We start from the raw sequence: 19,529 nt of genomic DNA, 5'->3' as shown, positions 1-19,529 counted from the left end.
CCGGATGGCCCCTCCTGAAATTTGTTTACAAGGAAACAATCCATCTGTAAACAATCAAAATCATGCACACGAAGATGGGCAGCGGGAGTAAGGCCATGGACAGCACCGTCACCGGGGACATCGTCACCTACGAACTGAAGGGCAAGGTTGCCCTCGTCGGCCTCAACCGGGCTGAAAAGCGCAATGCCATCAGTGACCGGGTGGTCGAGGCGCTGGCTCTGGCCATTGTCCGCGCCGAGCGCGAGGCCAAGGCTGCCGTGCTCTTCGGCTATGGCAGCCACTTCTGCGCCGGGCTGGATCTGGCCGAGCATGTGGAGCGTTCGCCGATCGAGGGCGTGCGCAATTCCCGCCGCTGGCATGCGGTGTTTGGCGGCATCGAGCACGGAACCATTCCCTGGATTTCGGCCCTGCATGGCGCCGTTGTCGGCGGCGGCCTCGAGCTTGCGGCCTCCACTCATATCCGCGTTGCCGATGCGACCACCTTCTTTGCCCTGCCTGAGGGCCAGCGCGGCATTTTCGTCGGCGGCGGCGGCTCGGTGCGTGTGGCGCGGCTGACAGGCGTTGCCCGCATGACCGACATGATGCTCACGGGCCGCGTCGTGCCCGCTTCCAGCGCCGAAGCCTGGAACCTTGCGCAGTATGTGGTGGGGGAAGGCGAGGCTCTGGCCAAGGCCACCGAACTGGCGGAAGCCGCCGCCAGCAATGCGGAACTGTCCAATTATGCCGTCATCAATGCGCTGCCGCGCATTCAGGACATGGCAAAGGAGGATGGACTTTTCGTCGAATCCTTTATTGCATCCTTCACGGCCACGAGCCCGGAAGCCGAAGAGCGCCTGCGCGCCTTTCTCGAAAAGCGCGCCGCGCGGCTGAAGGCTCCGGGCGCCGCCTGAAGGAGATGCCATCATGGCCATGGATGCGGACGTGATCTGCCCGAAGCAGGGTGAGGTGGAAATCGGCAAGCTGGATGGCGCCGTCGGCTTCCTGCTGCGCATGGCGCAGCTCAAGGTCTACGAGCAGTTCTTTGCCGATGATGCCGAGCTGGTGATGAAGCCGGGCGAATTCTCCGTGCTGTGGGTCATCTCCTGCAATCCGGGCATCCGCCAGAGTGCGCTGGGCAACCGGCTGATGATCAAGCGCGCGCATATGACAAAACTCATCCGCGCCTTCGAGGATCAGGGGCTTGTCTCCCGCCGGGTGCCGGACGAGGACCGGCGTGCGGTGGAGCTGACACTGACGGCGGAGGGCCAAGATTTGGTGGAGCGGACGAGCCGCTGGTTCTTCCGCCACGAGGAAAGAATTGGCGCCAATCTGGCCGCGGAGGAGCGGGGCCAGCTGGTGCATCTGTTGCGCAAGTTCATCGGGATTGAAGGGAGGCCTACATGAACATCGACGATCTGATTGCCATCGATTTTCACACCCACGCGGAAGAGCCCTGCTGCGGCCCGCGTGATGACGGCTATGACGAGTTTCAGGCCGGCATGGCCAAGTATTTCCGCAATCCGGTGTCGCACAATCATCTGCCCACCGTGCAGGAAACGGCGGACTATTTCCGCGAGCGCAAGATCGGCGCGGTGATCTTCCCCGTTGATGCGGAGCGCGAAACCGGCTTCCGCCGCTATGACAACGAGGAAGTGGCCCGGATCGCCGCCGAAAACAGCGACATCCTCATCCCCTTCGCCTCCATCGATCCGGCCAAGGGCAAGGCCGGTGCGCGCGAGGCACGCCGTCTGGTGCGTGATTTCGGCGTGCGGGGGTTCAAGTTCCACCCCACCATGCAGGGCTTCTACCCCAACGACCGATCGGCCTATGTGCTCTATGAGGCGATTGCCGAGGAAGGGGCGATTGCCCTGTTCCACACCGGTCAGACGGGCGTGGGCGCAGGCATGCCCGGCGGCATGGGCATGCGGCTGAAATATTCCAACCCGATGTATCTCGACGATGTGGCGGTGGACTTCCCCGACATGCCCATCGTGCTGGCCCACCCTTCCTTCCCCTGGCAGGAAGAGGCGCTGTCGGTGGCGACCCATAAGCCGAATGTCTACATCGACATGTCCGGCTGGTCGCCCAAATACTTTCCGCCGATCCTGGTGAAATATGCGAACAGCCTCTTGAAGCACAAGATGCTGTTCGGCTCCGACTGGCCGGCGATCACGCCGGACCGCTGGCTTGCCGATTTCGAGCAGATCGACATCCGCGACGACGTGCGACCGCTGATCCTCAAGGAAAACGCAAGGCGCCTTCTGAAGCTCTGAAGCTTCGTACCAATGCCCAAAAGAAAACACCCGGTGCCGTGGCGCCGGGTGTTTTGTCGTGTAAACGCGCTTGACTTCAGAGGGTGAAGCCGCTGTCCGTGGCGAGGGACTTGAGGCTTTTCTGCGGACGGGCCCCGACGTGGGCGATGACTTCCGAGGCGCACAGGCAGCCGAGGCCTGCCGAGGTGGCAAGGTCGAAGTCCCGGGCAAGGCCATAGAGGAAGCCGGAGGCGAAGAGATCGCCTGCGCCGGTCAGATCGACGACCGCGCTCACCTCGTTGGCGCGCACATGCAGGGTTTCCTCGCGGGTGATGGCCATGGCGCCATCCTCGCCACGGGTCAGTGCCGTCAGCTTGCAGGTCTCCGCGGCGGCGCTGATGGCCGTGTCGATGTCGGCGGTCTGGTAGAGCGCCTTCAGTTCATGCTCGTTGGCGAACATCAGGTCCACCACCCCGTCGCGCAGCAGTCCCTGAAACTCGCTGCGGTAACGGTCAACGCAGAAGGAATCGGACAGCGTGATGGCCACCAGACGGCCGTTGTCATGGGCAATCCGGGCGGCCTGCAGGAAGGCTTCCTTGGCGGCCGCAGGATCCCATAGATAACCTTCCATGTAGGTGATGGCGGAGGCGGCCACAACTTCAGGGTCCACATCTGCCGGGGACAGCTCGACGCAGGCCCCCAGATAGGTGTTCATGGTGCGCTCGCCGTCCGGTGTGATCAGGATCATGGAACGGGCGGTCGGTGCGCCATCCACCAGCGGGGCGGTGTTGAAATGCACACCCGTGGCCTTCATGTCGTGGGAAAAGCTGGCGCCCAGAGCATCATTGGCGACCTTGCCCAGATAGGCCGGCTTGCCGCCGAGCGAGGCAATGCCTGCAGCCGTGTTGCCGGCGCTGCCGCCCGAAATCAGAACGGTCTGGCCCATGCGCTCGTAAAGGCGCAGGGCTTCGTCCGTGTCGATGAGGCGCATGGAACCTTTCACAAGGCTCTCCCGCACGAGGAAATCTTCCTCCACATGGGCGAAGACGTCGCAGATCGCATTGCCGATGCACAGGGCATCAAAGGCCGGTTTGGTCATGTGGCAGTCCACGGTTGCCGGGCCGCGCAGACGGTGCGCGGCCGGAAGGATTGGAGATCAGACGGATGGGGTCGGGCGCAGGGCGCGGTTGGCCTCGGGCTCGCGGATCTTCTCGCGGAAGGGGCTCGCCCGGTAGACGCCGAGGATCTTCAGTTCGGCGCAGTAGAAGGCAAGCTCCTCCAGGGCGAGAGCCACGGACGGATCATCCGGATGGCCTTCGACATCTGCATAGAACATCGAGGCGAAGAACTGGCCTTCCAGCTGGTAGGATTCCAGCTTGGTCATGTTCACGCCGTTCGTGGCAAAGCCGCCGAGCGCCTTGTAAAGCGCAGCCGGCACGTTGCGGACGCGGAAGATGAAGGTGGTGATCACCGGCTGGCCGTTGTTGGCGGCACGCGCCGGGCTGCGCGAAAGAATGAGGAAGCGCGTCGTGTTGTGCTCCGCATCCTCCACATTGCGCTTCAGGATATCGAGGCCATAGACATCCGCCGCCATTTCCGGGGCAAGGGCCGAGGCCGTCAGGTCGCCGCTCTCGGCAATCTGGCGGGCGGAGCCTGCGGTGTCTGCGCCGACAATGGCTTTCAGGCCCAGCTCGCGGATGATCTTGCGGCACTGGCCAAGGGCCATCACATGGCTCTGCACGCTCTTCAGCCCGTCCAGCGTTGCGCCCTTCAGCGCCATCAGCTGGAAGCGGATCGGCATGAAATATTCGCCGATGATGTGCAGGCTGGAGCGCGGCAGCAGGTAATGGATATCGGCCACGCGGCCCGCGATGGAGTTCTCCACTGGGATCATGCCGAAATCGGCCTCGCCCGATTCCATGGCAGTAAAGCAGTCCTCGAACGTCGCGCAAGGGATGGCCTGGTAATCCGGATAAACGCTGTGGCAGGCCATGTGCGAATTGGCACCGGTCTCGCCCTGGAACACGATTTTCTTGCGGTCAGACATGGACGTCCGCTTTCTGCTGTTTGAGGCTCTCTGCGATTAAAGAGGAAGTGCCCGGAGGGCAAGGCCGGAAGAGGGGCTTAGCGCCCCTCGAACAGCTTGCGCACGTGATCGAGGTCTTCCGGGGTGTTCACGTCGATGGGCACGGTTGGCGTCAGGCACACATCGATTCGCATGCCGTCTTCCAGCGCGCGCAGCTGCTCCAGCTTTTCGCGCAGCTCAAGGCCGGAGGGCGGCAGGGAGACGAACCGGTCCAGCGCGCTGCGGCGGTAGGCATAGACGCCAATGTGCTGGTACAGCGGGCCGGTGCCGGTGGGGGCAGTGGCGCGGGTGAAATAGAGGGCGCGGAACCGGTCACCCTCCACAGGCGTCACCACGGCCTTCACGAAGGCCGGATTGTTGCGGCCCTCCTCCGTGCGGATTTCTGTCATGATGGTGCCGATGTCCACGGACGGATCGGCCAGCGGCAGGAAGGCGGCGCGGGCCGCTTCCGGGGCGATCAGCGGCACATCCCCCTGCAGATTCAGCACCACATCGAACTTGCGCGCCGGATCGAGAATGTTCGCCGCTTCCTGGATGCGGTCGGAGCCGGACTGGTGATCCGGGCTGGTCATCACGGCATGGCCGCCGTGGTCGCTGACGGCCTCGAAGATGCGCTTGTCATCGCAGGCAACGGCAACCGGGCCGATATCCACGGCCAGAGCCTGCTCCAGAACCCGCACGATCATGGGTTTGCCAGCTATGTCAGCAAGGGGTTTTTCCGGCAAACGAGTCGCTGCCAGACGCGATGGGATGATAACAAGTGCCGATGTCACGCCTTGCTCCGGGTGCTGCCGGGCCTCCGGTTCTGCGTCTTAATGCGTAGAAGGCCCAATTTCCTTGTGCCGGGACTTTTATACCTATGGACAGCGGCGTCAAAAAATTTGTAGTTTCCAGCCCAAATTCATGGAGCAGATTATGGCCGCGCTTCTGGGGGGCGGGCCATGGACGCGTTAATCTGGAGCCAGACCCTTATGGATTCCTTCGAGCTGAACAAGGCCGCAGGTGCGGTTTTGATGGTGCTTCTTCTGACGATGGGCGTGGGTATCGCCTCTGATGTGATTTTCGAGACCAAGGTGCCGGAGAAGCCTGGGTACGAGATCGAAGTGGCAGAAGCGGCTTCCGGTGAGGCTGCTCCGGCGGCAGCCGAGGCCGTTCCGCTGCCGCAGCTGCTTGCCGCTGCCTCCGTCGCGGACGGCGAAAAGGCCGGGAGAAAGTGCGCGGCCTGCCACAGCTTCGAAAAGGGCGGCCCGAACAAGGTTGGCCCGGATCTCTGGGGCATCGTCGGCCGTGCTCCGGGTGCGCATGAGGGCTTCGCCTATTCGGCAGCGATGAAGGCCTATGGCGAGACCCATCCGGCCTGGACCATCGAAGAGCTGGATGCCTTCATCGAGAATCCGAAGGCGCACATGCCCGGCACGGCCATGGGCTTTGCAGGCCTGAAGAAGCCGGAAGAGCGCGCTGCGATGCTGGTCTATCTGAACAGCCTTGCGGACACTCCCGCTCCGCTGCCGCAGTAAGCCGGACAGCATGTAAAAAATCAGGAACCGCGCCTCCCCAGGCGCGGTTTTCGTTTGTCCGTCTGGCTGTGCCCCCTGGTTAAATTTCTGTCATCTCCCGTTTTATCCGGTGACGGCACGGCACATCGCCTTTTACTATAGCGGCGGTTGCGGCTGATTTGAGCCTGCGGCGGGCTGTAGTCTCCACGGCCCTGCCGGCAGGTGGACCGCTGGACAGGAGAACAGTTGATGACGCTAGCCCGCAAGGCTTCCTTCCGTGCAGTGATGACAGCGGCGGTCATGACCCTGGCTTGCTGGCAAATGAGCGGGGGGCCGGCAAGGGCAGCGGATGAGCCGCAATGGCGCCATGCCACGGCACTCACCGGCGAACCGCGCTACGGGGCGGATGCCACCCACTTCAACTATGTCAATCCGGATGCACCCAAGGGCGGCACGGTCAAGCTGTCCGCCATCGGCGGCTTCGACAATTTCAACGTGCTTGCCCCGCGCGGCAATCTCGCGCCGGGCCTTGGCCTCATCTACGAAAGCCTGATGGAATCCTCGCTTGATGAGGTCGACATCAGCTCGATGTATGGCGTCATTGCCGAGGCCATGCGCTATCCGGACGACTATTCCTGGGTCGAATACCGGCTCAACCCCAAGGCCCGCTGGCAGGACGGCACGCCCATCACGGCGCAGGATGTGATCTGGTCCTTTGAAAAGGCGATCGAACTCAGCCCGCAGCAGAAATTCTACTACAAGGACGTGAGCAAGGTGGAGGAACTGCCGGGTGGTGTCATCCGGTTCAGCTTTGCCTCTGCCGGCAACCGCGAACTGCCGCATACGGTCGGCCAGATCCTCGTCTTGCCGCAGCACTGGTGGGAAGGCACGGACGCGAAAGGCAACAAGCGCGACATTTCCCGCACCACACTTGAGCCGCCGCTTGCCTCCGGCCCCTACCGGATGAAGAGCTTCGTCGCGAACCGCGAAGTCGTCTATGAGCGTGTTCAGGATTACTGGGGGGAAGACCTGCCGATCCGGGTTGGCACCAACAATTTCGATGAAGTCCGCTACATTTCCTTCCTCGACCGCACGGTTGCCTTCGAGGGCTTCAAGGGCGGCCAGTACGACTTTCACCTCGAGAACAGCGCCAGCGCCTGGCTGAAGAACTATGACTTCCCGGCTGTGCGCGATGGCCGCGTGGTGAAGGAGGAATTCGTCGACCACGGCTCGGGCCGGATGCAGGCCTATGTGCCGAACCTGCGGCTGAAGAAGTTCCAGGACCCGCGCGTCCGCCAGGCGCTGAACTATGCCTATGACTTCGAAACCAGCAACACCATCATCTCGGGCGGGTTGAACAAGCGGATCAACTCCTATTTCGCCGGTACCGATGAACTGGAAGCCAAGGGCCTGCCCGAGGGCAAGGAACTGGAGATTCTGGAAACCGTTCGCGGTGAGGTTCCGCCGGAGGTCTTCACCACGCCCTATGTCAACCCGGTCGGGGGCTCTCCCGAAAAGGCGCGCGCCAACCTGCGCGAGGCGGTGAAACTGCTGCGCGAAGCAGGCTACAGCCTCAAGGACGGCAAGATGGTGGATGCGCAGGGCACTCCGCTCTCCTTCGAGATGCTCTACTTCGATCAGGGCGCTGAGCGCACGCTGCTGCCCTATCAGCAGAATCTGCGGGACATCGGCATCACGATGACCTTGCGGGTCGTTGACATGCCCCAGTACATCAACCGCGTGAACAGCCGCGATTTCGAGATGACGACACTGGTCTGGGCACAGTCTCTGTCACCGGGCAACGAGCAGCGCAATATGTGGGGATCGGAATCGGCTGACCGCGAGAATTCGCAGAATTACGCCGGCATCCGGAACCCGGCCGTGGACAAGCTGATCGACAGGGTCATTTTCGCCAAGGACCGCGAAGAACTGGTGGCCGCCACACGGGCTCTGGACCGGGTGCTGCTCTGGAACCAGTACGTGATCCCGCAATTCTATGCTGACGTGGACCGCACGGCCCGCTGGAACCGCTTCGGCCATCCGGACAACATGCCGGAGTTCACCTACGGATTCCCAACGATCTGGTGGTATGACGCCAGCCTGGCAGCCAAGACGGGAGGCGCGCGATGAGCCGGCCTGAAACCCTTTCCCGCCGTTCCATCCTCAAGCTGGGCGCTTCGGCTTCCGCGCTCGGTGTCCTGCCCTGGGGCGCTTCAGCCTTGGCGCAGGGGACAAGTCCTGCGGCAGCTGATGCTGCGGCCACTGCAGCAGCGGAAGCGGCGGCAAGGCCGGATTTGCGCCACGGCCTGTCGGTCTTCGGTGACCTGAAATATGCGCCGGACTTCAGCGCCTTCGGCTATGTAAACCCGCAGGCGCCGAAGGGCGGCCGGCTCGTCTTTACGGCACCCAGCTGGGCCTTCAACCAGAACCCTCAGACTTTCAACACCTTCAACACCTTCATCCTCAAGGGTGATGCGCCGCCGCGCATGGAGATGTGCTTCGACACGCTGATGACCCGGGCGCTTGACGAACCGGATGCCATGTACGGGATGCTGGCTTCGGGTGTGGAAATTCTCGATGACGGCAACCGCTATGTCTTCCATCTGCGGCCCGAGGCCGTGTTCCATGACGGATCGCGCCTGACAGCGGAAGACGTGGCCTTTTCCTTCAATCTGCTGAAGGAAAAGGGCCATCCGCTGCTCATCCAGATGCTGCAGGAGTTCACCACCGCCAATGCGCTGGATGTGTCGCGGGTGGAGGTGATCCTCTCCGGCAACCACAGCCGCCAGCTGCCGCTGATCGTGGCCGGTCTGCCGGTCTTCTCCAAGCGCTATTACACCGCCTATGACTTTACCCAGTCGACCCTGACGCCGCCACTTTCCTCCGGCCCCTACAAGGTGGGCCGGTACGAGGTAGGCCGCTTCATCGAATATGAGCGGGTGAAGGACTGGTGGGCCAAGGACCTGCCCGTCAACGTGGGGCAGGGCAATTTCGACGTGATCCGGCTGGAGTTCTTCCGTGAGCGCCAGGTGGCCTTCGAGGCCTTCAAGAAGGGCGTGATGACCTTCCAGGAGGAATTCACCGCCAGAACCTGGGCGACCGAATACAACTTCCCTGCCGTGCAGGACGGCCGGGTGGTGAAGAAGGAATTTCCCGACAACAGGCCGAGCGGGGCACAGGGCTGGTTCTTCAACACCCGCCTGCCGAAATTTGCCGATCCGCGCGTGCGCGAGGCGATCGGTTTTGCCTTCGACTTCGAATGGTCAAACCAGAACCTCTTCCATGGCGCCTATACCCGCACTCAGTCCTTCTTCCAGAAGACGGAGATGATGGCCGAAGGCAAGCCTTCGGCGGAGGAACTGGCACTGCTGGAGCCTTTCCGCGCTGATCTGCCGGAAGCCGTTTTTGAGGAAGCCGTCGTGGCGCCGGTTTCCGATGCGTCAGGCAATGACCGTAATCTGCTGCGCCGTGCCGCCGGCCTTCTGGCCGAAGCCGGCCTGAAGCGGGATGGGGGCACGCTGCTGGATGTGGATGGCAGGCCCTTCACCATCGAGTTCCTCGACAATTCCTCCAGCTTTGACCGTGTGGTCCAGCCCTTCATCACCAACTTGCGCCGCCTCGGCATCGCGGCAACGTCCCGCGTTGTCGATCCGGCGCAGTATGAGTCGCGGCTGAACAGCTTTGACTTCGAGATGACGAGCCGCCGGTTCTCCCTGTCGCCGACTTTGGGCGATTCGGTCCGCAGTTTCTGGAGCAGCCGGTCTGCGGCAATCAGTGGCAGCCAGAATCTGGCCGGCATCAGCAGTCCGGTCATCGATGCGCTGCTCGAAAAGGCCATCGGCGCAGCTACTCGCGAGGAGATGAACATCGCCGCGCGGGCGCTCGACCGGGTTCTGCGGGCCGGGCATTACTGGGTGCCGCACTGGTTCAAGCCTGTTCACACGGTGGCAATCTGGGATGTGTTCGGCTATCCCGATGAGCCGCCGTATTATGATTTTCCGGTGGAATCGACCTGGTGGTTTGACACCGAAAAGGCAAAGAAGATTGGCATGGGGGGCTGAGAGGCACTGACGCCTCGCATCCATTCCGGCACAAGGGCACAAGACCAGACACATGGGCGCCTATATTCTCCGCCGCTTGCTCCTCATGATCCCGACACTTGTGGGGATCATGGCGATCAATTTCGTCATCATTCAGTTTGCCCCCGGCGGTCCGGTGGAGCGGGTCATTGCCCAGCTTTCGGGCACCGACGTTTCGGCCACATCGCGCATCAGCGGCGGTGGCGGCGGCGACTTCGGCGGTGCGGGCGGACAGGCGCAGGCCACCGCCGGCGACAGCGTCAGCTCGAAATACCGCGGTGCACAGGGGCTGGACCCCGATTTCATCAAGCAGCTCGAGGCGCAGTTCGGCTTCGACAAGCCGCCGCTGGAGCGGTTCCTCACCATGCTGTGGAATTATGCCCGCTTCGATTTCGGCGAGAGCTATTTCCGCGACATCCGCATCATCGACCTGATCAAGGAAAAGCTGCCGGTTTCCATGTCGCTCGGCATCTGGATGACGCTGATTTCCTACACGATTTCCATTCCGCTCGGCATCCGCAAGGCGGTGAAGGACGGCTCGCGCTTCGATATCTGGACGTCAGGGGTGATCATCGTCGCCTATGCGATCCCCAGCTTCCTTTTCGCCGTGCTGCTGATCGTGCTGTTTGCAGGCGGCTCCTTCTATGACTGGTTCCCCTTGCGGGGACTCACCTCAGACAATTGGGAGCAGCTGTCGCTCTTCGGCAAGATCGCGGATTACTTCTGGCACATGACCCTGCCGCTGGCGGCGATGGTGCTCTCCGCCTTTGCCACCACGACCCTGCTCACCAAGAATTCGTTCCTCGACGAAATCCGCAAGCAGTACGTGATCACTGCCCGTTCCAAGGGCCTGACCGAGCGCCAGGTGCTCTATGGCCACGTGTTCCGCAATGCCATGCTGATCGTGGTGGCGGGTTTCCCAGGTGCCTTCATCTCGTCCTTCTTCGCCGGATCGCTGCTGATCGAAACCATCTTCTCCCTCGATGGTCTGGGTCTGCTCGGCTTTGAATCGGTCATCAACCGGGACTATGCGGTGGTCTTTGCGACGCTCTACATCTTCTCGCTCATGGGGCTTCTGGTGAACCTCCTCTCCGATCTCACCTACACCTGGATCGATCCCCGGATCGACTTTGAAAGCCGGGAGGTCTGAGCCATGGACACCACCAGCACGGCCTCCCCGTCTCCCGTGGCAGCGCCCGCCCCGCGCGGCCGCTTCTCGCTGTCGCCGATCAACCGGCGCCGCCTCGCCAACTTCCGGGCCAACCGGCGCGGCTACTGGTCGCTCTGGATCTTCCTCGTGCTTTTCGGCCTCTCGCTCATTGCGGAGGTTCTGGTCAACGACAAGCCGGTGCTCGTCTCCTACAAAGGCGAGCTGCTGGCGCCTGTTCTCGTCGACTATCCGGAAGAGAAGTTCGGCGGATTTCTCGCCGTCACCGATTACCGCGATCCCTTCATTCAGGACGAGATCAGCGCCAATGGCTGGATGATCTGGCCGCCCGTGCGCTATTCCTACCGGACGGTCAACCGCGACATTCCGGTGCCGGCCCCGGCGCCGCCCTCCTGGATGATGGACAAGGAGCAGCGCTGTGCCCGCTATCCGCTGGGTGCGGAAGATCCCGGCTGCACCATGGGCAACTGGAACTGGCTCGGCACCGATGATCAGGGCCGCGATATCCTCGCCCGTCTTGTCTACGGTTTCCGCATTTCGGTGATCTTCGGTCTCGTGCTCACCATCGCCTCCTCGGGCATCGGCATCGGCGCGGGCGCGGTGCAGGGCTTTTATGGCGGCTGGGTGGACCTTCTGTTCCAGCGTTTCATCGAGATCTGGAGCGCCATCCCGACGCTCTATCTCATCCTGATTATCTCCTCCGTGCTGATACCCGGCTTCTGGACCTTGTTCTTCATCCTGCTTGCCTTCTCATGGGTGTCGCTCGTGGGCGTCGTGCGGGCGGAATTCCTGCGCGGGCGGAACTTTGAATATATCGCCGCCGCCCGTGCGCTCGGCGTGTCCAACCGCACGATCATGTGGCGGCACCTTCTGCCCAACGCCATGGTGGCGACGCTGACCTTCATGCCCTTCATCCTCAACGGCTCGATCTCGACCCTGACGGCGCTGGACTTCCTCGGCTTCGGCCTGCCGCCCGGCTCCGCCTCGCTGGGTGAAATGCTGGCGCAGGGCAAGAACAACCTTCAGGCCCCCTGGATCGCCATCACCGGCTTCTTCGTCATCTCGCTCATGCTCAGCCTGCTGATCTTCATCGGCGAGGCGGTGCGCGACGCCTTCGATCCGCGCAAGAGTTTTGTCTGATGGACTTGCACCAAGGGAGTCCGGCCATGAACATGACCGACACGCCGCTTCTTTCCGTCAAGGAGCTGTGCACCGCCTTCTCGCAAGGCGGGGCAACCAGTCTTGCGGTCAACAAGGTGAGCTTTGACATCCGCCCCGGCGAAACGCTGGCGCTGGTGGGGGAAAGCGGATCGGGCAAGTCGGTCACGGCCATGTCGATCCTCAAACTCCTGAACTATCCGGCCGCCTCTCATCCGGGCGGCTCGATCCATTTCAAGGGCAAGGAGCTTGTGTTAGCCAGCGAAGATGAGATGCGCAAGCTTCGCGGCAATGACATTTCCATGATCTTCCAGGAGCCGATGACCTCGCTCAACCCGCTGCATACGGTGGAGCGGCAGATCGAGGAGATCCTCAAGGTCCATCGCGGCATGGGCGGCAGGGCGGCGCGGGAGCGGGTGCTGGAACTGCTGACGCAGGTGGGCATTCCCGAGCCGGAAACCCGGCTTGGCTCCTATCCGCACCAGCTCTCCGGCGGCCAGCGCCAGCGTGTCATGATCGCCATGACGCTGGCCAACGAGCCGGAGCTCTTGATCGCCGATGAGCCGACCACGGCCCTCGACGTGACCGTGCAGGCGCAGATCCTCAAGCTCCTGAAGGACCTTCAGACGGCGCGCGGCATGGCCATGCTGTTCATCACCCATGACCTTGGTATCGTGCGCAAGATCGCTGACCGGGTCTGCGTGATGACGAAGGGGGAGATTGTCGAGCAGGGGCCGGTGGAAGAGGTGTTCCGCAATCCCCAGCACACCTATACCCGCCATCTGCTGGCTGCCGAGCCCAAGGGTGAGCCGCCGGCCGAGGACCTGAGCCGCCCTGTGGTGGTGGAGACAAAGGACCTGAAGGTGTGGTTCCCCATCCGCCGTGGCCTGCTGCGCCGCACCGTGGGGCACGTGAAGGCGGTGGACGGCATTGACCTCACCCTGCGCGAGGGGCAGACGCTGGGCATCGTCGGCGAAAGCGGCTCCGGCAAGACGACGCTGGGCCTTGCCATCCTGCGCATGATTTCCTCGCAGGGCGCCATCCGTTTCAAGGACAAGACCATCTCGGGCCTCTCCTGGGATGACATGCGTCCGCTGCGGCGCGACATGCAGATCGTGTTTCAGGACCCCTTCGGCGCGCTCAGCCCGCGCATGTCGGTCGCCGATATCGTTGGCGAGGGACTGCAGGTGCATCAGCCGCGCCTGAGCGAGGCAGAGCGGGACCGGATCGTTGCCAAGGCGCTGGAGGAAGTGGGGCTCGATGCAGCTTCCCGCTTCCGTTATCCGCATGAGTTTTCCGGCGGCCAGCGCCAGCGCATTTCCATCGCCCGCGCCCTCGTGCTGGAGCCGAAGTTCGTCATGCTGGATGAGCCGACATCAGCTCTTGATATGAGCGTGCAGGCGCAGGTGGTGGATCTGTTGCGTGACCTGCAGAAGCGGCGCGGCCTTGCCTATCTGTTCATCTCGCATGACCTCAAGGTGGTGCGGGCGCTGGCCAATGACGTCATCGTCATGCGCCATGGCAAGGTGGTGGAGGCAGGCCCGGCGACGCAGGTCTTTACCAATCCGGCCTCAGGCTACACCCGCGCCCTCATGTCCGCCGCCTTCAATCTGGAAACGGCCGATGCCGGAGTGGTGAGTGAGTGATACCGGTCCCCGGTGAACCTGGCTCATCGGGGGCAAGCCCATGCGGCGTCCGGGTTTTCTCAAGGTGCTGAGCGCAGTGTCTCAGGCCCTCTGTAGAATTGGCATTTTGGTCTAGGTATTTATATTTACTCATAGTTAGCTGAGTGGATTTCTTGTTACGTACAGGTTTATTTCGTCTGAGATACTTCTGTTTGGCCGTTGTTACTCGATCGGGTTTACACTTCGTTATGCGCTATCCCTGAGAGTTGGACTCTGTTTCCTTTTGGGAATGAGTCTGAGTTCAGGGAGAGAACTGGCATGTTCGGGATGAAGCGCAGGCCGGAGGCAGCAACAGCGGAGCAGAACCTGTCCGTGCCCAGGGCGGATGCAACGGCTGTGCAGGAGGAGCACGCGGGCCCGCCCGTGCGCACCATCCGGACGGATGACAGCCTGTCCGGTCTCGCTGCCGCAGATCTTCACATCAACGGCTCTGCGCCCCGTCTGGTGCTGGCCTATGTCTCGCCGAATGTGGACTTCCAGACCGTGATGAGCCGGCTGCAGCGCCTTGCGGAAGGGGCCATGGTCATCGGCACCACCACCGCAGGTGAATTGTGCGCCGAGGCGGGTGAGGGCGTTTATTGCAGTGCCTCGGGCAACTGGCGCTCTGTCGTGCTGCAGGTGTTCGGCGGCGCTCTTGTGGAAAAGGCCGAGGTCTTTGCCGTGCCGCTGCACAGCGAGGACCTGCGCGGCGGACAAAGGCCGCTGGACCGGGAGAGCCGCATTCACCGCATCATGTCAGGCCTGGAAAGCGTGCGCCCCTCTTTCCCGCTTGAGGCAAGGTCTGCCTTTGCGCTGACCTTCATCGATGGCTTGTCGCTTTCCGAAAACTACTTCATGGAAGCGGTCTACCGCACCCGGCGGTTCCCCTGCTGCTTTATCGGCGGCTCGGCCGGCGGCACGCTGGACTTCAAGGCCACGCGGCTTTTTGACGGTAAGCGCGTGCTGGAGAACCACGCTGTCATCGTCTTCATCAAGGTCGCCGAAGCCTACCGCTACGGCGTGATGCGCAGCCACAATTTCCGCAAGACGCAGACCCGCTTTGTCGTTGTGGATGCCGACATGGACCGGCGCACGGTGAGCGCGGTGATGGACCCGGCCTCAGGCCAGACCATTTCCCTTGTCAGCGCCCTGTCGCGTGCTCTCGGCGTCAGGCCGGACGGGCTGGAAAAGGCGCTGCAGAACCGCACCTGCGGCGTTGAAATCGGTGGCGAGGTGTTCGTCCGCTCGATCTCGGGCATCGATCTTCAGAACGAAGTCATCACCTTCTACTGCGATATCGCACCGGGTGATGCCCTCTATCTTCTGGAAGCAACCGGCTTCATCGATCAGACCCGACGGGACATCGGCCAGTTCCTGTCCGGCAAGCCGAAGCCGGTTGCGGTGATGATGAACGACTGCATCCTGCGGCGCCTGTCCAATGGGGCGGAACTGAGCAATGCCACGGGGCTCTGGCCGGCGCCGGTCGCAGGGTTTTCGACATTCGGCGAGCTTCTGGGCGTCAACATCAACCAGACGCTGGTTGCTCTCGTCTTCTTCGAAAATGACGGCCGCAGCTGGAAGGACGAGTTCATCGACAACTTCCCCATCCACTACGCCAGCTTTGTCGAGTACTTCACCCGCCGCCGCCTCAATCAGGTGCAGGTGCTGAACATGCTCCGCTCGCAGGTGGTGGATGATATTGCCCATTATCTGGGAGCCTCCAGCCGGATCGAGAATGTCGTGACCGAGGTGTCGGAAGTCGGCAACGTCATCAACAACATCCGCGGTGCCATGACGGGCGACAGCGGGTCCGCAGAGAGTGCGGGGGAGGATAACTCGGCACAGCTGGCCAGCAAGTTCGGCAGTGTGGCTGAATCGCTCAATTCCCTGCGCCAGGTGCTGGGCATCATCGACAACATCACCGCCCAGACCAACCTTCTCGCCCTCAACGCCACCATTGAGGCGGCCCGGGCAGGGGAAGCGGGCAAGGGCTTCAGTGTCGTGGCCGGGGAAGTGAAAAAACTGGCCAACGACACCAAGGCATCGCTCGGGCACACCCAGAAGGCCATTGGCGATATCGAGGTTTCGCTGGATGAACTGGGCGGCATCATTGATGCCACCCGTGACCAGTTCGCCCGCGAGGGCGAGCGCTACAAGCACATCGTCCTGCGGGTGGATGAGGTTTTCGCCCAGGCCGGCAACATCGAGCGCTCGCTGCATGATCTGACCGAAATCAGCCAGATGCATCAGCAGGGATCGGCACAGGTCATGGACCGCATCGCCTTCCTCAAGCGTCTCGACGAGACGAGCGAGGGCAGTAAAGCTGCAGGGTGAGGGGGGCCGCCTCTCTCACTCCAGCCAGCAGGTGGCCCTGCGGCCGGCCTTTTCCTGCATCAGCCCGAGGGAGCGGCGGGTCTTGAAGCCGATGAGGCCGTCGGGCTTGCCGACGTCATAGCCTGCCTTCTGCATCTTCAGCTGCAGGTCGCGCACGGCGCCGCGTGACATGTGCGGCGTCGGGTCCCAGTTCGCGGCAAAGCCCTCGTCGCGGCCGTAGCGGTCGGCCAGGTGGCCGACGAAGAGGGCGTAGACGTCGCTCTCGTTATAGGCCTTCAGCACATAGAAGTTTGACGTCGCCAGAAAGGCCGGTCCATGGCGCCCGGCGGGCATCAGGATATTGGCGGGCTTATCGAGTTCGGCCTTCGGAAACTCGCGTCCGCGCACCCGGGTAACGCCCTCGCGGACAAAGCGGGAGATCGCCTGCTGCTGGTCCGGCCCCTCGCGGGAGCAGGAGACGGACGGCGGCAGCACCACCTCATAGCCCCAGTCGCGGCCGCGCTCCCAGCCATGCTGGCTGAGATAATTGGCGATGGAGGCCAGCGTATCAGGCACGGAGCGCCAGATGTCGCGGCGGCCGTCACCGTCGAAATCGACGGCATATTTCAGGAAGGACGAGGGCAGGAACTGCGGCTGGCCCATGGCCCCGCCCCAGGAGCTTTTCAGCTCGGCCCGGTTGGTATGACCATCTGCAAGGATCTGCAGCGCGGCCACCGTCTCACCCAGAAAGAACTCCCGCCGCTCGCCCATGAAGGCACGGGTCGCCACCACGCGCAGGCCATCATGCGGGATCTTCGCTGCCCCATAGCCGGTCTCCCGGCCCCAGATGGCGACGATGATCCTTGCCGGAACGCCATAGCGTGCTTCCACCGCCTTTAGGGTGGCGCCATGTTTCTGCATCAGGTTGCGGCCGGGACCGGCCAGTGCGCGGAACTGCTTGTCCTGAAAATAGCCGCCGGGGGCCTTGAACTCCGCCTGAAAATTGACGGCAGCGGGGGCTTCCGGCCGGTCCGGGCGGCTGAGGCCGGGCAGTTTTTCATCCGGCGTCAGGCCGGAAAGCTCGCGGTCGATCACGGATTGCGGAACGCCGGCAGCGCGGGCGGCAGGCGCCACCTTGCCGGACAGGAAGGCGCGGAACTCGGCCTCATAGGCGGCCTGCACCGGGCTGAGGGCGGCGCAGATGGCAATCAGGCTGGCGGCAAGGGCGGCAAGTCGCAGGGGGCGCATGGGCAATCCGGTTTGATCAAGGGGCTTCAGTGTCGCCCGAAGCCGCTGATTCGGCCAGACCGCGCAAGACACGGCCAGAGCGGGGCATCACAGATGCCCGTCAGAGTGCGATCCACCCGAGGCCGGAGGCGTTGCGCCGGTCGAGCTCCTGCGGGTCAAAGGCGTACCAGTTGCCGCCGGACCGCTGGTCATGGATGCGGGATATGGGCTGGCCGAGCAGGTGGCACTTCAGCAGCGTGCCCACGGCACCATGGCCGCAGAAAAGTACGGGGTCCGTCTCCGGAGTTGCTGCAAGCACAGAGCGGACGGCCGCGACGATCCGGGCCTGGGCATCAATCGCCCGCTCCCAGCCGCGCACGCTGATCTCGGGCTCTGCGAAAAAGGCGTTGGCCACGTCTTCAAACTCCGCCGGCGGCAGAAAGCCCGTGGTGGAGCGGTCATTCTCGTGGCTGGCCTCGACAATGGTGACGGAAAGCCCGCGGGCGGCGGCGAAGAGTTCGGCCGTTTCGATGGCCTTGCGCTCGCCGCTCGACACCACATGGCGGATCCCGGCGGCCCAGGGAAGGGCTGCGGCCCGTTCGGCGCGCAGGCGCCCGGTGTCTGAAAGACCCCACTCCGGCACGGGCACGGCCGGATCTATCCGCACTTCCGGATGGGTGAGATAGACGCAGAAACGGCCGCTCTCCGTCATGCACCTTCCTCCGCCAGCCAGCCCGCGATCAGCTGATGGGCGATGGAAATGGGCGGCGGGGTGCGGTGGCCGAGCGGATGGGTGCCGGCCATCATCTGGCGGACTTCTGCCCGGTCACACCACCGGCAGGCCTCCAGCTCGTCCTGCTCGAAGGCAATCTCATCCGTCAGCGCCTCGCCCGTGCAGCCCAGCATCAGGTTGGCGGGGAAGGGCCATGGCTGGTTCAGCACAATGGAGACATCACCGACACGGATGCGCGATTCCTCGTAAGTCTCGCGCCGCACCGCGTCCTCGATGGTCTCGCCCGGCTCCATGAAACCGGCCAGAACGGTGAAGATGCCTTCCGCAAGGCGCGGCGGGCGGCCCAGCAGCACCTTGTCTCCATGGGTGATGAGCATGATCACGACCGGGTCCGTACGCGGGAAATGCATGGCGCCGCAGGCCGGGCAGTCGCGCCGGTAACCGGCTTCCGCCATCACGCTTTTCTGGCCGCAGCGCGAGCAGTAACGGTGGCTCATGTGCCAGTGCACAAGTGCACGCGTCTGCGCCAGCGCGCCCAGATCGGCCTCCGGCAGGTCGGCGCGGACGGCCAGGCTGCGCAGATCGATGACTTCGAGGTCCGGCCGCAGTTCCAGTTCCTCGTCCGTGCCGGTGCAGGCAAAGGTGAACAGCGGACGGCGCTCATCCCCTTCCAGACCCAGCAGAATGGCCTCCGCCGGATCAAAGCCCAGCCGGTCGGCGCTGGCCCGGCCATGGCGGATCGAGGGCGTGCCACCCTCACGGGTCAACACCAGCTTTCCTGCCGTCGAGGCTACGAATCGGGCATCGGGCCGGGTCATCTGTTCGATGAGCCACTCCGTCTTGCCGCGCAGCTCCGAACAGCGGTCCAGCGGGTTCACGGTAAAGCTCATGCCGGCCGGCGTGTTCGCCAGGGCCACAGCGTCAGATGCCATCGGTTCAGTCTCCCTCGGAAATGCTTCGGCTCAGGCTTCCAGCGCGGCGCGCAGACGGTTGATCAGATCTTCCGCGACGCCCGGCTCATAGGGTTTTGCCGGAACGGCGCCCCACACCGGGCCGGGCCAGGCCGGGTCCTCGTGGAATCTGGCAATGATGTGCAGATGGAGCTGGGAGACCATGTTGCCAAGGGCGCCGACATTCAGCTTTTCGCAGGCCGTGATGGCGCGCAGCGCCTCGCTGACACGGGCAATCTCACGCATCAGCTGCAGCCGGTCCTCTTCGGAAAGGTCGATGATCTCGATCAGGTCGCTGTGGCGCGGCACCAGCAGCACCCAGGGGTAATTGGCATCCTTCATCAGCCGCGCCGCGCACAGCGGCAGATCGGTCACGTGCAGGCTGTCGCCTTCAAGGCGGGGATTGAGGTCAAAGCGGATCATG

The 19,529-nt window shown here is 63.2% G+C and carries 16 protein-coding genes and 1 pseudogene; 10 read left to right on the top strand and 7 right to left on the bottom strand.

The features are described from left to right. Positions 1 to 95: 95 nt before the first annotated feature. From H163_RS0106520 to H163_RS0106510, 3 genes and pseudogenes are all read left to right on the top strand, one after another. A complete protein-coding gene (locus tag H163_RS0106520; protein ID WP_019963753.1) occupies positions 96 to 890 on the top strand; it encodes a crotonase/enoyl-CoA hydratase family protein in 795 nt (264 codons plus the stop codon). Positions 891 to 1,104: 214 nt separating this feature from the next. Beyond that, positions 1,105 to 1,383 (top strand): annotated as a pseudogene (locus tag H163_RS24950) (MarR family winged helix-turn-helix transcriptional regulator); the annotation flags it as partial. Next, complete coding sequence (locus H163_RS0106510) at positions 1,380 to 2,252, top strand: 4-hydroxyphenyl-beta-ketoacyl-CoA hydrolase (protein WP_019963751.1); 873 nt, start codon at positions 1,380 to 1,382, stop codon at positions 2,250 to 2,252. The pseudogene H163_RS24950 and the gene H163_RS0106510, both read left to right, overlap by 4 nt. A gap of 76 nt (positions 2,253 to 2,328) precedes the next feature. On the opposite strand, the gene H163_RS0106505 is transcribed toward H163_RS0106510, so the two are convergent. From H163_RS0106505 to H163_RS0106495, 3 genes are all read right to left on the bottom strand, one after another. Beyond that, a complete protein-coding gene (locus H163_RS0106505; RefSeq protein WP_019963750.1) occupies positions 2,329 to 3,330 on the bottom strand; it encodes an adenosine kinase in 1,002 nt (333 codons plus the stop codon). A gap of 57 nt (positions 3,331 to 3,387) precedes the next feature. Beyond that, on the bottom strand, positions 3,388 to 4,278 hold the full coding sequence (locus H163_RS0106500; RefSeq protein WP_019963749.1) for a prephenate dehydratase: 891 nt from the start codon (positions 4,276 to 4,278) through the stop codon (positions 3,388 to 3,390). A 77-nt stretch (positions 4,279 to 4,355) separates the two neighbouring features. After that, positions 4,356 to 5,090 carry a 3-deoxy-manno-octulosonate cytidylyltransferase gene (locus tag H163_RS0106495; protein ID WP_026355525.1) on the bottom strand — a complete coding sequence of 245 codons (735 nt, stop codon included), beginning with the start codon at positions 5,088 to 5,090 and terminating at the stop codon, positions 4,356 to 4,358. A 168-nt stretch (positions 5,091 to 5,258) separates the two neighbouring features. On the opposite strand from H163_RS0106495, the gene H163_RS0106490 reads away from it, so the two are divergent. From H163_RS0106490 to H163_RS0106460, 7 genes are all read left to right on the top strand, one after another. After that, positions 5,259 to 5,834, top strand: coding sequence for a c-type cytochrome (locus tag H163_RS0106490; protein ID WP_244296027.1), 576 nt, complete (start codon positions 5,259 to 5,261; stop codon positions 5,832 to 5,834). Between the two features lie 228 nt (positions 5,835 to 6,062). Next, positions 6,063 to 7,943: an extracellular solute-binding protein gene (locus H163_RS0106485; RefSeq protein ID WP_019963746.1), complete on the top strand. Its 1,881-nt coding sequence runs from the start codon at positions 6,063 to 6,065 to the stop codon at positions 7,941 to 7,943. Then, entirely contained in the window at positions 7,940 to 9,874 is a 1,935-nt protein-coding gene (locus tag H163_RS0106480) for an extracellular solute-binding protein (protein ID WP_019963745.1), read from the top strand. The genes H163_RS0106485 and H163_RS0106480 overlap by 4 nt, the downstream gene beginning before the upstream one ends. Positions 9,875 to 9,926: 52 nt before the next feature. Continuing rightward, positions 9,927 to 11,042, top strand: coding sequence for a microcin C ABC transporter permease YejB (locus tag H163_RS0106475; RefSeq protein WP_019963744.1), 1,116 nt, complete (start codon positions 9,927 to 9,929; stop codon positions 11,040 to 11,042). A gap of 3 nt (positions 11,043 to 11,045) precedes the next feature. Then, entirely contained in the window at positions 11,046 to 12,200 is a 1,155-nt protein-coding gene (locus tag H163_RS0106470) for an ABC transporter permease (protein ID WP_019963743.1), read from the top strand. Positions 12,201 to 12,232: 32 nt separating this feature from the next. Then, on the top strand, positions 12,233 to 13,864 hold the full coding sequence (locus H163_RS0106465) for an ABC transporter ATP-binding protein (protein ID WP_026355523.1): 1,632 nt from the start codon (positions 12,233 to 12,235) through the stop codon (positions 13,862 to 13,864). Between the two features lie 297 nt (positions 13,865 to 14,161). Beyond that, a complete protein-coding gene (locus H163_RS0106460) occupies positions 14,162 to 16,216 on the top strand; it encodes a methyl-accepting chemotaxis protein (protein ID WP_019963741.1) in 2,055 nt (684 codons plus the stop codon). A gap of 15 nt (positions 16,217 to 16,231) precedes the next feature. Here H163_RS0106460 and H163_RS0106455 read toward each other — a convergent pair whose 3' ends face one another. The 4 genes from H163_RS0106455 to H163_RS0106440 form a co-directional block, all read right to left on the bottom strand. Beyond that, positions 16,232 to 17,443: a lytic murein transglycosylase gene (locus tag H163_RS0106455; protein WP_019963740.1), complete on the bottom strand. Its 1,212-nt coding sequence runs from the start codon at positions 17,441 to 17,443 to the stop codon at positions 16,232 to 16,234. A 100-nt stretch (positions 17,444 to 17,543) separates the two neighbouring features. Next, positions 17,544 to 18,134, bottom strand: a complete 591-nt coding sequence (locus H163_RS0106450; RefSeq protein ID WP_019963739.1) for a histidine phosphatase family protein — start codon at positions 18,132 to 18,134, stop codon at positions 17,544 to 17,546. After that, the gene (gene nudC, locus H163_RS0106445) at positions 18,131 to 19,087 is read right to left on the bottom strand and encodes an NAD(+) diphosphatase (RefSeq protein ID WP_019963738.1); all 957 of its coding nucleotides are present in this window, start codon (positions 19,085 to 19,087) and stop codon (positions 18,131 to 18,133) included. Before nudC ends, H163_RS0106450 begins: the two co-directional genes overlap by 4 nt. Before the next feature lie 30 nt (positions 19,088 to 19,117). Further along, the gene (locus H163_RS0106440) at positions 19,118 to 19,528 is read right to left on the bottom strand and encodes an HIT domain-containing protein (protein WP_026355522.1); all 411 of its coding nucleotides are present in this window, start codon (positions 19,526 to 19,528) and stop codon (positions 19,118 to 19,120) included. Position 19,529 lies beyond the last annotated feature (1 nt).

Origin of the sequence: Pannonibacter phragmitetus DSM 14782 (assembly GCF_000382365.1) — a bacterium.
Taxonomy (GTDB): domain Bacteria; phylum Pseudomonadota; class Alphaproteobacteria; order Rhizobiales; family Stappiaceae; genus Pannonibacter; species Pannonibacter phragmitetus.
The sequence above is the reverse complement of the archived record's forward strand: the minus strand, read 5'-3'. Positions and strand labels throughout refer to the sequence as shown.

Bases quoted from the DNA above. Each gene is read 5' to 3' on its own strand.
- H163_RS0106460 (WP_019963741.1), top strand. From the start codon at position 14,162: ATGTTCGGGATGAAGCGCAGGCCGGAGGCAGCAACAGCGGAGCAGAAC.
- H163_RS0106440 (WP_026355522.1), bottom strand. From the start codon at position 19,528: ATGATCCGCTTTGACCTCAATCCCCGCCTTGAAGGCGACAGCCTGCAC.
- H163_RS0106510 (WP_019963751.1), top strand. From the start codon at position 1,380: ATGAACATCGACGATCTGATTGCCATCGATTTTCACACCCACGCGGAA.
- H163_RS0106470 (WP_019963743.1), top strand. From the start codon at position 11,046: ATGGACACCACCAGCACGGCCTCCCCGTCTCCCGTGGCAGCGCCCGCC.
- H163_RS0106505 (WP_019963750.1), bottom strand. From the start codon at position 3,330: ATGACCAAACCGGCCTTTGATGCCCTGTGCATCGGCAATGCGATCTGC.
- H163_RS0106455 (WP_019963740.1), bottom strand. From the start codon at position 17,443: ATGCGCCCCCTGCGACTTGCCGCCCTTGCCGCCAGCCTGATTGCCATC.
- nudC (WP_019963738.1), bottom strand. From the start codon at position 19,087: ATGGCATCTGACGCTGTGGCCCTGGCGAACACGCCGGCCGGCATGAGC.
- H163_RS0106490 (WP_244296027.1), top strand. From the start codon at position 5,259: ATGGACGCGTTAATCTGGAGCCAGACCCTTATGGATTCCTTCGAGCTG.
- H163_RS0106475 (WP_019963744.1), top strand. From the start codon at position 9,927: ATGGGCGCCTATATTCTCCGCCGCTTGCTCCTCATGATCCCGACACTT.
- H163_RS0106465 (WP_026355523.1), top strand. From the start codon at position 12,233: ATGACCGACACGCCGCTTCTTTCCGTCAAGGAGCTGTGCACCGCCTTC.
- H163_RS0106520 (WP_019963753.1), top strand. From the start codon at position 96: ATGGACAGCACCGTCACCGGGGACATCGTCACCTACGAACTGAAGGGC.
- H163_RS0106485 (WP_019963746.1), top strand. From the start codon at position 6,063: ATGACGCTAGCCCGCAAGGCTTCCTTCCGTGCAGTGATGACAGCGGCG.
- H163_RS0106480 (WP_019963745.1), top strand. From the start codon at position 7,940: ATGAGCCGGCCTGAAACCCTTTCCCGCCGTTCCATCCTCAAGCTGGGC.
- H163_RS0106500 (WP_019963749.1), bottom strand. From the start codon at position 4,278: ATGTCTGACCGCAAGAAAATCGTGTTCCAGGGCGAGACCGGTGCCAAT.
- H163_RS0106450 (WP_019963739.1), bottom strand. From the start codon at position 18,134: ATGACGGAGAGCGGCCGTTTCTGCGTCTATCTCACCCATCCGGAAGTG.